This is a genomic window from Streptomyces sp. NPDC020597 (genome assembly GCF_044335095.1).
Taxonomy (GTDB): Bacteria; Actinomycetota; Actinomycetes; order Streptomycetales; family Streptomycetaceae; genus Streptomyces.
On sequence record NZ_JBIRUL010000059.1, the window covers coordinates 1 to 13,498 of the forward strand.

Below are 13,498 nucleotides of genomic sequence, written 5' to 3' on the forward strand. Positions count from 1 at the left end.
TCCACGCCCTGCGCCGCAACGTCAACCTCAAGATCCTGCTCTTCAACAACCGGATCTACGGCCTCACCAAGGGCCAGTACTCCCCGACCTCCGAAATCGGCAAGATCACCAAGTCGACGCCGATGGGCTCCCTCGACGCGCCCTTCAACCCGGTGTCCCTCGCCATCGGCGCGGAGGCCTCCTTCGTCGCCCGCACCGTCGACTCCGACCGCAAGCACCTCACCGACGTGCTGCGGCAGGCGGCCGCCCACCCCGGCACCGCACTGGTCGAGATCTACCAGAACTGCAACATCTTCAACGACGGCGCGTTCGAAGCCCTCCGGGACAGACAGCAGGCGCAGGAAGCGGTGATCCGCCTGGAACACGGCCGGCCGATCACCTTCGGCGCCGACGCCTCCAAGGCAGTCGTCCGCGACCCGGCCACCGGCGACCTGAAGGTCGTCGCGGTCACCGAGGACAACAGGGCCGGCGTCCTCGTCCACGACGCCCACGCCGCGTCCCCGACCACCGCCTTCGCCCTCTCCCGCCTCGCCGACCCCGACACCCTGCACCACACCCCCATCGGAGTCTTCCGCGCCACCGAACGCGCCGTCTACGACACCGAGATGGCCCGCCAGCTCGACGACGCCGTCGAACAGCGCGGCAAGGGCGACCTCGCCGCGCTCCTCGCCGGCAACGACACCTGGACGGTCGCCGGCTGACCCGAAGGCCCCCGCACCACGGCGGGGTCAGGCACGACGCCGTGCCTGACCCCACCGTGGTGCGCCACAGACCCGCCGGCCCGCCCCGCCCGCACGACCGGCCCGCACGACCGGCGCGGCTGCGATGCTCCGCCTCGCATCCCGCGCCGCACCGCCGAGGCGCCGGACCCGGTCAGCCGAACCAGGTCTTCACGGCGAGCAGCAACCCGTCATGGGCGCCGGCCGGCCCCGCCCAGGCGACGTGCCCGTCCGGACGCACGAGCACAGCCTCCGCGCCCAGCTCCACGGACGGCTCGGCCGCCACCACGTCCAACCGGTCCGCCCACGCCGACAGATCCGGCAGAGGGCCCCCGCCCGGCGACGCGGGACCCAGGACCAGACCACGCCCCGACGACAGCAGCGACCCGGCCGCCACCACCCCGTCCGGCGTCCGCAGGGACACGTCGGGCAACACCGCCCCGAGCAGCGGGTGAGCCGGCGCACCCTCCTCGGCGAACGGGTAGCGGACCCGGGTCACGTACTGCACGAGGAACGCGTTGACGTCGTCGGACCGCATCAGCTCGGCGAAGATCTCACGCAGCGGGGCCGCCCGCTCCAGCGGCGTCTGCAGCGGGATCTGCGCGAGCGCCCGGCGGCACGCCCGCTCGCCCACCGGCCGGCGCTCGTCGTGGTACGTGTCCAGCAGCCCGTCGGGGGCCCAGCCGCGCACGGCGCCGGCCAGCTTCCAGCCGAGGTTCACCGCGTCGTGCACGGCGGTGTTCATCCCGTGCCCGGACGACGGCGGATGCGGATGAGCCGCGTCCCCGGCGAGGAAGACCCGGCCGACCCGATAACGCCGCGCCAGCCGGGTGGGACTGCCGTACCGCGTCATCCACCGCACGGCCCGAAGATCCGGAGCCCGCCCGGTGATCCGCTCGATGGTGGAGCGGATCTCGCGGACGGTGAGCGGCTCGGCGTCGGGCGGCGGCTCACGGTCGAACTCGACCGTCATCAACCGCACTTCGGACGGATCGGCCGGATTCACCGGCAGCACCCCGAACTGGCCGCACGGATACGAGCCGGCCCTGAACAGCGCCTGGGACTCGTCGTCCACGACGACGTCGGCGATGACGCCGTAATAGGAGGGAGCCAGCACGTCGAAGTCGAACCCGGCGGCCTGCGCCACCGCGCTGCGCGGCCCGTCGCACCCGACGGCATACCGCGCCCGCATCCGCTGCGCGCCCTGCGGCCCGCCCACCGTGAGCGTCACCCCGTCCGCGTCCTGCTCGACGCCCACCACCTCCGCGCCCAGCCGCACCTCCACGCCCAACTCGGCCGCCCGCTCCCGCAGGAGCTGCTCACTGCGCCACTGGGGCACGATCAAGTCGTAGTCGGTCTTGGCGAGTTCGCCGTCGATGTCCCGGTAGACGAGACCGAAGTGCGACCGGCCCCAGGTAGGGGTGTCCGGGCCGAAGAAGCGGCCCGCCAGCCCCCGCATCCGCAGAAAGTCCGCGATGTGCGCGTTGAGCAGCATGCCGCCCGAACGCTCCGGCAACTCCACGCGGCGCTCCAGGACAACGACGGGAACCTCGGCCAGCCCCAGCTCGCAGGCGAGCATCAGACCGGCCGCGCCCCCACCGACGATGATCACGGGATCAGACATGAACAGCAGCCTCCGCCCCCGCCCTTAAGCCCGGACAAAGCCCCTCGGAGCCGGCGGGGGAGGGGAAGCGACGATCCCCATGACGAGCGCGATGCAGTGCCACGGCCCCCTGGGGACCGACCGCCGCAGCCCGTTTCCCGAGCGAAGCGGGACGAGGCGGAGCACGCCGAGGGGGGCGCCCGTCCGCGACACCGCAGGACGTCGCGTCCTGCCGGCGGCCTACGACTCCGGTCGCCGGCCGCCGAACAACCGCAGCAGGGCGCGGACTCGCACCCGGTCGGCCGCACGCGTCCCGGAAAAGCATCCCAGGGACTCCTGTTTCCCCAGGTCAACAGGGGTGGGATGGTTCCGTCGTCCCGGGTGCGGCGGTGACCGTTGTCGGCGGTGACCGCTGTCGTGGAATCTGTGGATGTCGCACCGGCCGAGGCGGCACGACCGCCGGCCGGCAGCACGAGAACCACCGCCTTGCGCCTGTGCACCGGGACGCCAGTGTGCCGGGGCGGTGTTCGACGCCTCGCACCCTGCGCCGTCCCGCGACGCAGGGGTCACTCACTTTTGGACAGAGAAGGAAGTCACCGCATGAACAGCAGCACTCCCGCACGCCGCCGTCCGGGCCGCCGCGTGGCCGCCGCCGGCCTCGTCCTGGCTCTCGGGCTCGGTACGGCGGCGCAGGCCTCCGCCGCACCGCGGATCGCCGACGCGGAGGTCAGGGCCTCGTCCTCGTCCCTCGCGCACTCCGACTCGGGCGCGCCGCTGTCGGGCCGTCAGATGATCCGGGTGCTGAAGTCCCTGCTGCCCAAGGGCGCGAAGATCTCCGACCAGCAGGGCCAGGAAGGCTACGGCGCGCTGGTCTGGGACGACGGCCGCGGAAAGAGCATGATCGGGGTGAACTCCCAGCACGACATGGGCGACGTCCTCGAAGGACATATGGGCTGCGAGGGCACGTACATCGAGTGCCAGGCCCTGACCCTCGCCGACGGCACCCAGGTGAAGCGGGTCAAGCGGGCATCGGAGAAGGGCGGCTCGGCTGTGGTGTGGCTGGTCGACACCCTCCACCGCGACGGCCGCAGGGTCATCGTCCAGGAAGTGAACTCCTACGCCGAAAGCGGTCCGGTGACGCGACCGCAGCCCCCGCTCACGCTCAACCGCCTGCAGGCCATCGCCCTCGACTCCCGGTGGGCGGGCTGACCGGGACGTCCGCCGGGACGCGATGCTCGCATGACGCACCGGACAGACGGCTGACGGCGCCTTTTTGACGAGGCGGCGTCGCGAGCCCCGGCTCGCAGGCCGGAGCCGGGCGCGCGGGCCGGAAGGCCGGCGCGCCCGGCAGTGCGCTCGCGCGCGTCCGCGCCGCCTGGCCCGCGCAGCGGGTGCGGGCGTCTTCCGTGCCCTGTCCCAACAGACACCGCGCGAGCTGCTCGACATCATGCGCCGCACACCGGCACGCAACAGCGACGGGCACATCCAGTCCTTCGACGACTTCGGGCTGCGGGCCCCGGCGCAGCGCCCCGCAGGCCCACGCTCAGGGCAGCGCGTGGGCACGGGAGCGTGACCCGCGGCGGGAGAGCGCGGTCGCGGCCCGGGTCCGGCGAGAGGCGCAAAGGGCGGTCGCCGAGAGGCCGGGAACACGCGCTCAGCCGTGGTCGGGTGCCATCGGGACCACGACCTTGCCGGACCTTGCCGGACTTTGCCGGCCCTGGGCGGCCGTGCTCGAGGTGCGCCATCGCCTCGAGCGTCCGGGCGCCGGGGTGATCGCGGCCGGCGAGGCGATTCCCAGGTCGAAAGACGCTGTCGATGACGGGGCGGAGCTTCCCGCACCACGCACGGACGCGACACCGCGGATGCGGCGCACCCGTCGGCGTCCGGCTCTGCCGCGAGGAGGGGCACGCCGTACGGGCGGAGGACGTCGAGAGCGTCCCCGGTCCGGCGCTCCGCCTCAGGCCCGCCGCGTGAGCGGCGCGTTGCGGCCCGGCGGCCCTCGGGTCCGGTCGGCCGGGACGGGGGCAGGGGGCGCTCTCTCGCCGAACCGTCGGCGTGCCGGGACTCCGCCCCCGGGACCCCGTCGCGCTGAGCGGCCTCGCCCTCAGGCGCCGGACGGGATGATTCCTCTTTACTGAATCATGGCAGGGCCGCCACCTGCATGGACACACAACCCGCCATGATCTACACACTCCGCGTATACATCGCACGTATACACCGTGTGTAGAGTGCTCCGCATGTCCATCGGTCACACCCTCCTCGGGCTCCTGGAGTCCGGCCCCCGCCACGGCTACGACCTGAAGCGGGCGTTCGACGAGAAGTTCGGTCACGACCGGCCGCTGCACTACGGCCAGGTCTACTCGACGATGTCCCGCCTGCTGAAGAACGGGCTCGTCCAGGTCGACGGGATCGAGCCCGGCGGCGGGCCCGAGCGCAAGCGGTACGCGATCACCGACGCCGGGATCACCGACGTGCAGCGCTGGCTCGCCACCCCGGAGAAGCCCGAGCCGTACCTGCAGTCGTTGCTGTACAGCAAGGTCGTCCTCGCGCTGCTGACGCAGCGGGACGCCGCCGACATCCTGGACGCCCAGCGCTCCGAGCACCTGCGCATGATGCGGATCCTGACCGACCGCAAGCGCCAGGGCGATTTCGCGGACCAGCTGATCTGCGACCACGCCCTGTTCCACCTCGAGGCGGACCTGCGCTGGCTGGAGCTGACCGCCGCGCGTCTGGACAACCTCGCCGAGGCGGTGACCGCATGACCCGTGTTCCTCCCTCCGGTTCCCTGCTCGCCGCCCAGGACCTGCGCAAGACGTACGGGCCGACCACCGCGCTCGACGGCGCCGACTTCTCCATCCACCCCGGCGAGGTCGTCGCCGTGATGGGCCCCTCCGGATCCGGCAAGTCGACGCTGCTGCACTGCCTCGCCGGGATCGTGCCACCCGACTCCGGGTCCATCACCTACGACGGGCGTGAGCTGGCCGCCATGAACGACGCCCAGCGCAGCGCCCTGCGCCGCTCCGAGTTCGGGTTCGTCTTCCAGTTCGGTCAGCTGGTGCCCGAGCTGACCTGCGTCGAGAACGTCGCCCTTCCGCTCAGGCTGAACGGCGCCTCCCGCAAGGAGGCCGAGAAGAGCGCCCTGTCCTGGATGGAACGGCTCGAGGTCGACGACCTGCGCAAGAAGCGGCCCGGCGAGGTCTCCGGCGGCCAGGGCCAGCGGGTCGCCGTGGCCCGGGCGCTGGTCACCGGACCCCGGGTGCTGTTCGCCGACGAGCCGACCGGCGCGCTGGACTCCCTCAACGGCGAGCGCGTGATGGGACTGTTCACCGAGGCCGCCCGCTCCGCCAACGCCGCCGTCGTCCTCGTCACGCACGAGGCGCGGGTCGCCGCCTACTCCGACCGCGAGGTCGTCGTACGCGACGGCAGGTCCCGGGACATGGAGCACGCCATATGAGTGCACGCAAGAAGCGCCCCCCGCTCGAGCGAAGCCGCCGGTGGGGGAGAACCAGAGATCTGGCCATGGGGGCCCGGTTCGCCTTCACCGGCGGGCGGGAGGGGTGGGCGCGGCTGCTCCTCACCGCCGTCGGCGTGGGGCTCGGCGTGGCGCTGCTGCTGCTGTTCACCGCGATCCCCAACGCGCTGGCCGTCCGGCACGACCGCGAGAGCGCGCGCAGTGACCTCAGTTACGCCGCCAAGTCGCCGCTGAAGAAGGCGGACGACACCCTGGTCGTCGGCGACGCCGGGACGACCTTCCGTGACAAGGAGGTCCGCGGAAGGGAGTTGCGGCCCGAGGGTCCCAGGGCGCCCCTGCCGCCAGGGGTGTCGAAGTTTCCCAGGGCGGGCGAGATGGTGGTCTCTCCCGCACTGAAGAAGCTGCTGCAGTCCGGCGAAGGGAGAATGCTGCGCGAACGGCTGCCGGAGCGGATCGTCGGCACCATCGCCGAACCCGGACTGATCGGGGCCCAGGAACTCGCCTTCTACCGCGGCGCCGACCACCTCACGGTCAGGGAGGGCTACGGCCTGGTCGAACGCATCGACCGATTCGGCACAGGGTTCAAGACCCCGGAGAAGAAGGACCCGGTCCTCGTCCTGCTCACCCTCGTCGTGTTCCTGGTGCTGCTGCTGCCGGTCGGCGTGTTCATCGCCGCGGCCGTGCGGTTCGGCGGCGAGCGCCGTGACCGGCGACTGGCGGCCCTGCGGCTGGTGGGCTCGGACAGCCGGATGACCCGGCGGATCGCCGCCGGCGAAGCCCTCGCCGGCTCCGTGGCCGGCCTCGCCGTCGGCACCGTCTTCTTCCTCCTCGTGCGGGAACTCTCCGGGTCCGTGGACCTGTTCGACGTGAGCGTGTTCCCCAGCTATCTGATCCCCTCCCCGCTGCTCGCCCTGCTCGTCGCGGCCGCGGTCCCGGCGGCCGCCGTGCTGGTCACCCTGTTCGCGCTGCGCGGCGTGGTGATCGAGCCGCTCGGCGTGGTGCGCGCCGCGACCCCCCCGCGGCGCCGGCTGTGGTGGCGGATACTGCTGCCCGCGGGCGGCCTCGGACTGCTCTACCCGATGATCGGCAAGGACCGGTACGGCAAGGACTTCAACCAGTACCAGGTCACCGGCGGCGTCCTGCTGCTGCTCGTCGGGGTGACCGCGCTGCTGCCCTGGGTCGTGGAGAGAGTCGTGAACCGGCTCGGCTCCGGCGGGGTCGCCTGGCAACTGGCCATCCGCAGACTTCAGTTGAGCAGCGGAACGGCCGCCCGCATGGTGAACGGCATCGCCGTCGCGGTGGCGGGCGCCATCGCCCTGCAGATGCTGTTCACCGGCGTGCAGGACCAGTACACCAAGCAGACCGCCAACGACCCCGCCCGGGCCCAGATGCACGCGGACATGTGGGACCAGGTCCCCCTCGCCCGGGCGGCGGCCGGCTTCAAGACGACCAAGGGCGTCGCGAAGGTCTACGCGTTCGACGAGGGCTACATCGCCGACCGGCGCGAGTCCCCCGAGAACAGCGCCCCGGTCACCATCGCCGACTGCGCGTCCCTGCGCGAGGTGGCCGCCCTCCCCTCCTGCCGGGACGGTGACTCCTTCGCCATCCCCGCCGGCAGCGACGAGGACGCCACGTCCAGCCTGTCCAGGCCCGGCAGCACGCTGTGGTTCGACTCGATCGACGGCTCCCAGGGGGTCGCCCACAGGCCGACGCCCTGGAAGGTGCCGGCCGGCATGAAGCACGCGCGAGCGATCAAGGACCCGACCGGGTACGAGCGCAACGGGTTCCTGCTGACGCCGGGCGCCCTGCCCCGAGGCGGCGCACCCGGTCTGCACGGGCAGATCTACCTCGCGCTCGACCAGGGGCTGGCGGCCGCGCCGGACCACGCACGGAACACGGCCCGCCGTCTCGGCCTGCCGACCGACCCGGAGATGCTGGTGTCCAGCAAGCGCGATGACACCTACGACTCCCTGCGCACCTTCCTGTTCGTCGGCGCCGCCGGCGTACTGGCACTGATCGGCGCGAGTCTGCTGGTCTCGCAGCTGGAGCAGCTGCGCGAGCGCCGCAAGCTGCTGTCGTCACTCATCGCCTTCGGCACCCGGCGCCGCACCCTGAGCCTGTCCGTGCTGTGGCAGACGGCGATCCCGATCGGCCTCGGCCTGGCGCTGGCCACCGCGGTCGGTCTGGCACTGGGCGCGGCACTGCTGAAGATGACGGGCAAGCCGGTGGTCGTGGACTGGACGAGCGTGCTGACGATGACCGGCCTCGCCACCGCCGTCGTCCTGCTGGTGAGCGTGCTCAGCCTGCCGCCACTGCTGCGGCTGATGCGCGCGGACGGCCTGCGCACCGAATAGGCCGCCGAAGGGCCCTTTCCCCCGAGGAAGGGCCCTTCGGGCGTCCCGGTCCGGCACCCGCACCGACAGCCGCCGCAGGCTCTCGCGCAGGCTTCCAGGGCCGCCGACCGCCGCCGGCCCGGTCTGCTCTCAGCAGGGCTTCACCCACCACACCCATGACCAGTCGGCGGAGGCGTCCGAGTCGTAGGCGCCGTCGTCGCTCCAGCGCGTCACGTGGTCGGAACTCCTGAACTGCGCGCGGGTTCCACGGGTCTGGTTGTTGATCCACGAACCCAGACTCGACCACGGCATGTCGTATTCGGTGCAGTTGTACATGAGTATCGGGGTACCGGTGAAATTCGCTCCCGGGTAGGCGCAGAAGTACTTGTACGGGCAGCTGGCCGCCGCCGACGCGGCGGCCCCGGCGCCGTGTGTCGCCGCGTCGGCGGTGGAGGCCATGGTGAGGAGTGCCGAAAAGCCGGTGGCGACCGCCACCATGCCCCGCACCCACGTCCGACGGCTCCCGCCACGGTTTTCGGTCATAGTCGAACTCTCCTCGAAGAGACCCTGCCGGTTGACTTCACCGAAGCTAGGGGCCGTCGAGGGAACGAAGCCAACCTTTCGACCTCACCCGAATCGAGCGGCCGCCCGCTTCCCGCCACGCCCGAGCCGGACCCCGGCTTCGGCCGAGGCCGCCCGCGCTCCCGGCGACTGCCCACTCCCCGGCACGCTTCGATGTGCGCCAGATGCACGAAGAGCCCAGTGCCCGTCGGGGATGCGGGCCGGACGGTTCTGACCAGAATGCTGATTGCGTGACTTCCGTCCCGGAACTGAGACTGCTGTGGGCCGCACAGTGACACGCAGGACGGGGCGCTCGGTGAAACGCATTCACTTCACGGCGGAGGACCTGGCACGGACCCGGGTGGCCACGACGATCGGTGTGGCGGCGGAGACATTCGACAGTGTGAAACTGCTGACGGACCGCGACACCGATCCCGCCTTCCGCCGCTGGCGCGTAGCGGTACGCGGACGGCTGGGTGAACAGGCCGGCCCGCTCGCCGCGTTGACACCCCAAAGCGGTCCCCTGATCGACGCGATGAGCCTGATGGGAGACACGCCGTCCATCGAGGAGGCGGTGACCGCCTGGATGGCGGCTCCCCGTTCCCTGATGCGCCTCGAACTGGAGAACATCGACTTCCACCCCTCACACCGGTCCTGGGCCCGCAACCTGATGGACGGCGACCGGGAAACCCGCCTCCAGGTGGCCACGGCGCTCAGGTCCTGCCACCACGTCACCGTCGCCCCCTACTGGAGCACGGTGCGCTCCCATCTGAGCGAGGTCCGTGCCGCGTACGCGGGCACCATGGCCGGCGAGGGGGTCGAGCAGCTCCTCACCACCCTGTGCAGTCCGTTGGTCCGCTGGAGGCCGCCCGTGCTCGAAGTGGTCCACCCGCACGACGCGGACGTCCACCTGAACGGGCGCGGCCTCGTCATCGCCCCGACGGTGTTCTCCACGGCGCACGTCGAACTTCTGCATCCGCCGCTGGACCCGGCCCGTGCCCCCACCCTGGCCGTCCCCACCCTCCGCGGGACCTCCCTCGACACCGAACTGTGGGAGGGCGACGGCGAGTTCACCGCCCGCTCACTCGACGATCTGCTGGGGCGTACCCGGGCGGCAGTGCTGAGGGCGGCCGTCGGCGGATGCGGCACCACGGAGCTGGCCCGCCGCCTGAACATCTCGCCGGCGACCGCGAGCCACCACGCGACGGTACTGCGCAACGCCCGCCTGGTCACGACCCGACGCGAGGGCAAGACGGTCCGCCACACCGCCACCTCACTGGGCATCGCCCTGCTGGAGAAGAGCCCCCTCGCCTGAAGGCAACGACCCGGGCCGACGCCGGCGGGAAACGCCGCGGCCAGGCACGCCTTCCCCGGCACGCCTTTCCCCGCGCACTGTCCGTACGCGGCGCCGGGCCCCGCGGGCGCCGGCGGCGTTCACCGCGATGGCGATCACGAGTCACAACATCGCGTACTCCACCGCCGACAAGGCAGACGTCCTGGCCTTTCCGGGCAGCGCCGGCGATCTGAGCGCAGAGCGACTGCGCCGCCTGGAGTCGATGCGCAACGCCGCCCGGGCGGCCCAGGAGGACCTCGACCGCCAGGGCGTCGACCGGGGCCTGTCCGTCCCCCACGCCCTAGCAACCTTCGCCGCGCAGGACCAGGGGCCCACGCCAGCCACTCGCGCACGACGTCGGCCTCGGTGGTCTTGGAGCCGAAGTGATGGCTGATCAGGGCCGGGTCCACGCCGTGCAGGTCACATGACTCCGTCCAACGCGGCCGCATCAGGCAGCTGCACCGCCCCGGCCACGACCTCCGGAAACGACGGCCCAATCTCGTTGCCGCGCCTCGGGACGATCCCCTCCTGGTCGCTGGTGACCACGGAGGACCGCGGCATCCCAGTGGCTGCCCAGCGCTTCATGTCAGCCCGCGCCAGTGCCCGCACCACGACCATCGACGCGTCACACGCGGTATCCGTATCCCGCCCCGAGGCCATGACCCGCATCGCCGAGCAGGCGGCCCGCACGGTCCGATGACCGAGGACCCCGCCCTGTCGCTCATCGCGCACCCGCCGAGTCGACTGGGTTCAGGTACGCACCGCTCGATCGCCGCCCGGCAGCCGGGTGCCTGAGGGCAGACCGGCGCGGACGGGGCAGGCTCGCTGGTCGGGGGCGGGACACCGGTCGTCGGCGGCTGGTCCTGTTGCTCGTGCGGCCGGTCGGTGCACTGTGGCGAGACGCGGGGGCAAGCCGAGAACGCCCGGGCGCGTGTGGGGCCGGCAGTGCGTGCAGCCGGGCCGGAGAGGAATCCGCGGCCGAGCGGCGAGTACGGCACCAGGCCGATCCCCGACTCCGCCGGCAAACTCGACAGACTCCGCGACGCTCAGCGCATCGGGCTGCTCCACCCGGCCTGGGACCCGGTAGACGTCCTCGCCCTGATCAACCAGATCGCCATGACCTGGGCAGGTCAGCCCGAAATCGCCGCCGCTGCCGCAGACCAGGCCGTGGACCCCTCTGTCGCCGCCCGCCGCGCCGCACGCGTGACCGCCGTCGAGCGCATGTTCCCTCGCCCGGACTGAGGCCGACGCCCCAAACCCTCTGCCCGGCCGGCGCACGCTCCGCGGCGGCCGCATGCTGGTGCGCGGGCAGAGCGCGTGACCTGCTTCAAGCGTCCAACCCGCATCGTGCGTCAGCCAGACGCAGCCGCTGATGCTTGGTCCTCACCGTCCCCCCGTCGGGATCCGGGCGGAGGACCCGGGCCGTCCCCGTCCACGATCAGCACGGTGCCCTTGCGGGACCGCTTGCGTCGCCGGAGCGCGAACCCGGGTCCGAGCCGATCGATGACGCGGTCGGCTGCGGACTCGGCGCTGCCACGGCCACCCCGCCCCGGAGCGCAACGGCGGTCGGGCTGTCGCCGCGTCACAGGCCGGCGGAGGTCTTGGCGTTCGGAAGCGTCGCCGAGGGCGTTGAGGGCACTCTCGCGGACGGCGGGCCGGCCCGCGAGCGTCGGCGGGCCTGGGCGGATCCGCCGGTGAACGCGCGGATGAGGACCATGTTCCACTTCGCCGAGGAACCACGCGGGGCCCGGGCGAGGCAGAGCGGTCGCATCGGGGTACCTCCTCTTCGAGCACGTAGAAATCTGTACTCGCCAGAGTAGACATTGGGTTCTGGTGTGGTTATGGTTTCTCTCGTAGCCGAGATCGAGTGAGCCCGGCAGAGATGAACTGCCGGGCAGCAGTGCACGCAGTTGCAGTTCGCAGGACGGTGCGGTGGTGGAGTTCCGAAGCCAGAGCGGTTGCAGGACGGTGACGGGACTGACGACCGGACCGGGTGGCCCGCAGTGATCAGGGGCCGCCGCACGCAGTGCCGCAGTCGGCAATACCCGCAAGGGAAGTACGCACTACCCGGCAGCGAAGTCAGTGAGCAGTACCTCGGTAAAGGCGCCGACTGCCAGCGCGCGTACCGGGCAGTTCGGCAGTGGGGTTCCAAGCCAGGGCAGACGCAGGACGGGCGACGGGGCTGGCTGCCGAAGGGTGGCGCTGTTTCGAGGCCACCAGTAGTTCGCAGTTCAGCAACATGCAGTTCCCGCTATGTAGTTGACCAAGAGGGAAGAACGGAGGAGCCCAGCGCCATCAGGATCGCCCGGGAGGAATTCCTGGACCCGGGTACCGCAGGACATCGATAGTGAGGTGGTCTCCGGTCGAGCAACCGCGATCCCCGCACCCCCGACGACATCCAGGTCGGGTCTGCGGAAACCGAAGGCCGGCAGAGCGTCAGGGTCGGCAGATGGTGTAGCAGTTCCTTCGGGGCCCTGGTGCTGTACAGCACCAGGGCCCCTCACGCGTTCCAGAGAGGTGCGATGACAGCAGACGACGCGTTCGGCCGACTCGATGACGACGACTACCCCGCCTACACCATGGGCCGAGCCGCCGAGATGCTCGGCACCACCCAGGGCTTTCTCCGCGCCATCGGCGAAGCCCGCCTCATCACCCCACTGCGCTCAGCAGGCGGACACCGCCGCTACTCCCGCTACCAGCTGCGCATCGCGGCCCGCGCCCGAGAACTCGTCGACCGGGGCACCCCCATCGAGGCCGCCTGCCGGATCGTCATGCTCGAAGACCAGCTCGCGCAAGCCCAGGGCATCGACGCCGAATACCGGCGCTCCGCCGAATCAGCCTTCGCACGGCGGTGAACCGACTCCTGCCCTGCCCCGTGGTTTTCCGGGGACCGGACCGACCCCGCCGCATCCGAAGTGAGATCTCTCAGCATGACCGCACGGTTGCCAGTGACGCCCAGATGCCCGGGAAGGCTTCAGGTCTGGTCGTACCAGGCGAATGCGGCGATCCGCCAGCCGTCTGAGGTGCGGACGAACTGGATGGTCTTGGTCCCGCCACCCTCGAACGGCTCACCGTCCAAGATCCCGGACTTGCGGTACTCAGCGAACCGCGACGCGATATCGCCCGCGATCTCGGTCCGTTCGGAGACCTCCCACTCGGAGAACTCGATCAGCCGACCGCCCGTCAGCAGGCGCCGACGGGGCTCGATGAACTCGTCGACGCTGTAGACCGTGAACTCCGGGCCGGTCTTGACGATCCCACCGCTTGGAAGAATCAGCTGGCGGATCCGGGCCACATCGGCAGCCTTGCCGCCTCGGTTGTCGAAGATGCCGAAGAACTCGGCGGTCACCGCGTCGATCTCGGTCTTGGACATGGCGCGACATTGACGTGCTCCCTGGCCTAAAGTCCAGGGATTCCAGCCTGGGTCGTCTGACCCTTCCGGAGGCTTCCTGCTTCCACGCGCTGTGCGGGCACGTG

13 protein-coding genes are annotated in these 13,498 nt (G+C 71.4%); 9 read left to right on the forward strand and 4 right to left on the reverse strand.

The annotated features are described in order from the left end of the window. A partial coding sequence (locus ACH4ZA_RS39520) for a thiamine pyrophosphate-dependent enzyme (protein ID WP_398433843.1) occupies positions 1-701 on the forward strand: 701 nt, incomplete at its 5' end. Positions 702-873: 172 nt separating this feature from the next. Here ACH4ZA_RS39520 and ACH4ZA_RS39525 read toward each other — a convergent pair. After that, positions 874-2,343, reverse strand: coding sequence for an FAD-dependent monooxygenase (locus tag ACH4ZA_RS39525; RefSeq protein ID WP_319280999.1), 1,470 nt, complete (start codon positions 2,341-2,343; stop codon positions 874-876). Positions 2,344-2,922: 579 nt separating this feature from the next. Here ACH4ZA_RS39525 and ACH4ZA_RS39530 point away from each other — a divergent pair. The 4 genes from ACH4ZA_RS39530 to ACH4ZA_RS39545 all read left to right on the forward strand — a co-directional run bounded on the left by ACH4ZA_RS39530 (position 2,923) and on the right by ACH4ZA_RS39545 (position 8,148). Further along, on the forward strand, positions 2,923-3,531 hold the full coding sequence (locus ACH4ZA_RS39530) for a hypothetical protein (protein ID WP_398433844.1): 609 nt from the start codon (positions 2,923-2,925) through the stop codon (positions 3,529-3,531). A 1,028-nt stretch (positions 3,532-4,559) separates the two neighbouring features. Next, a complete protein-coding gene (locus tag ACH4ZA_RS39535) occupies positions 4,560-5,084 on the forward strand; it encodes a PadR family transcriptional regulator (RefSeq protein ID WP_398433845.1) in 525 nt (174 codons plus the stop codon). After that, positions 5,081-5,776: an ABC transporter ATP-binding protein gene (locus ACH4ZA_RS39540; RefSeq protein WP_319280991.1), complete on the forward strand. Its 696-nt coding sequence runs from the start codon at positions 5,081-5,083 to the stop codon at positions 5,774-5,776. The genes ACH4ZA_RS39535 and ACH4ZA_RS39540 overlap by 4 nt, the downstream gene beginning before the upstream one ends. Before the next feature lie 65 nt (positions 5,777-5,841). Further along, complete coding sequence (locus ACH4ZA_RS39545; protein WP_398433846.1) at positions 5,842-8,148, forward strand: ABC transporter permease; 2,307 nt, start codon at positions 5,842-5,844, stop codon at positions 8,146-8,148. A gap of 129 nt (positions 8,149-8,277) precedes the next feature. Here the strand turns inward: ACH4ZA_RS39545 and ACH4ZA_RS39550 are convergent, their stop codons facing one another. Then, positions 8,278-8,670 carry a peptidase inhibitor family I36 protein gene (locus ACH4ZA_RS39550; RefSeq protein ID WP_319280986.1) on the reverse strand — a complete coding sequence of 131 codons (393 nt, stop codon included), beginning with the start codon at positions 8,668-8,670 and terminating at the stop codon, positions 8,278-8,280. Between the two features lie 334 nt (positions 8,671-9,004). Here ACH4ZA_RS39550 and ACH4ZA_RS39555 point away from each other — a divergent pair, with 334 nt between their 5' ends. The 3 genes from ACH4ZA_RS39555 (at position 9,005) to ACH4ZA_RS39565 (ending at position 11,263) form a co-directional block, all read left to right on the forward strand. After that, positions 9,005-10,003 carry an ArsR/SmtB family transcription factor gene (locus tag ACH4ZA_RS39555; protein ID WP_398433847.1) on the forward strand — a complete coding sequence of 333 codons (999 nt, stop codon included), beginning with the start codon at positions 9,005-9,007 and terminating at the stop codon, positions 10,001-10,003. Between the two features lie 127 nt (positions 10,004-10,130). Continuing rightward, on the forward strand, positions 10,131-10,415 hold the full coding sequence (locus tag ACH4ZA_RS39560; RefSeq protein ID WP_398433848.1) for a hypothetical protein: 285 nt from the start codon (positions 10,131-10,133) through the stop codon (positions 10,413-10,415). 551 nt (positions 10,416-10,966) lie between these two features. Next, entirely contained in the window at positions 10,967-11,263 is a 297-nt protein-coding gene (locus tag ACH4ZA_RS39565) for a hypothetical protein (protein ID WP_398433849.1), read from the forward strand. Between the two features lie 340 nt (positions 11,264-11,603). Here the strand turns inward: ACH4ZA_RS39565 and ACH4ZA_RS39570 are convergent, their stop codons facing one another. Further along, positions 11,604-11,792 carry a hypothetical protein gene (locus ACH4ZA_RS39570; RefSeq protein WP_398433850.1) on the reverse strand — a complete coding sequence of 63 codons (189 nt, stop codon included), beginning with the start codon at positions 11,790-11,792 and terminating at the stop codon, positions 11,604-11,606. A gap of 751 nt (positions 11,793-12,543) precedes the next feature. On the opposite strand from ACH4ZA_RS39570, the gene ACH4ZA_RS39575 reads away from it, so the two are divergent. Next, positions 12,544-12,876 carry a MerR family transcriptional regulator gene (locus tag ACH4ZA_RS39575; RefSeq protein ID WP_398433851.1) on the forward strand — a complete coding sequence of 111 codons (333 nt, stop codon included), beginning with the start codon at positions 12,544-12,546 and terminating at the stop codon, positions 12,874-12,876. A 119-nt stretch (positions 12,877-12,995) separates the two neighbouring features. On the opposite strand, the gene ACH4ZA_RS39580 is transcribed toward ACH4ZA_RS39575, so the two are convergent. Further along, positions 12,996-13,394, reverse strand: coding sequence for a DUF4440 domain-containing protein (locus ACH4ZA_RS39580; RefSeq protein WP_398433852.1), 399 nt, complete (start codon positions 13,392-13,394; stop codon positions 12,996-12,998). Positions 13,395-13,498: the final 104 nt, after the last annotated feature.

Excerpts from the sequence above, each read along its gene's own strand:
- ACH4ZA_RS39525 (WP_319280999.1), bottom strand. The coding sequence starts at position 2,343 with ATGTCTGATCCCGTGATCATCGTCGGTGGGGGCGCGGCCGGTCTGATG.
- ACH4ZA_RS39540 (WP_319280991.1), top strand. The coding sequence starts at position 5,081 with ATGACCCGTGTTCCTCCCTCCGGTTCCCTGCTCGCCGCCCAGGACCTG.
- ACH4ZA_RS39560 (WP_398433848.1), top strand. The coding sequence starts at position 10,131 with ATGGCGATCACGAGTCACAACATCGCGTACTCCACCGCCGACAAGGCA.
- ACH4ZA_RS39550 (WP_319280986.1), bottom strand. The coding sequence starts at position 8,670 with ATGACCGAAAACCGTGGCGGGAGCCGTCGGACGTGGGTGCGGGGCATG.
- ACH4ZA_RS39530 (WP_398433844.1), top strand. The coding sequence starts at position 2,923 with ATGAACAGCAGCACTCCCGCACGCCGCCGTCCGGGCCGCCGCGTGGCC.
- ACH4ZA_RS39580 (WP_398433852.1), bottom strand. The coding sequence starts at position 13,394 with ATGTCCAAGACCGAGATCGACGCGGTGACCGCCGAGTTCTTCGGCATC.
- ACH4ZA_RS39575 (WP_398433851.1), top strand. The coding sequence starts at position 12,544 with ATGACAGCAGACGACGCGTTCGGCCGACTCGATGACGACGACTACCCC.
- ACH4ZA_RS39570 (WP_398433850.1), bottom strand. The coding sequence starts at position 11,792 with ATGCGACCGCTCTGCCTCGCCCGGGCCCCGCGTGGTTCCTCGGCGAAG.
- ACH4ZA_RS39545 (WP_398433846.1), top strand. The coding sequence starts at position 5,842 with ATGGGGGCCCGGTTCGCCTTCACCGGCGGGCGGGAGGGGTGGGCGCGG.
- ACH4ZA_RS39535 (WP_398433845.1), top strand. The coding sequence starts at position 4,560 with ATGTCCATCGGTCACACCCTCCTCGGGCTCCTGGAGTCCGGCCCCCGC.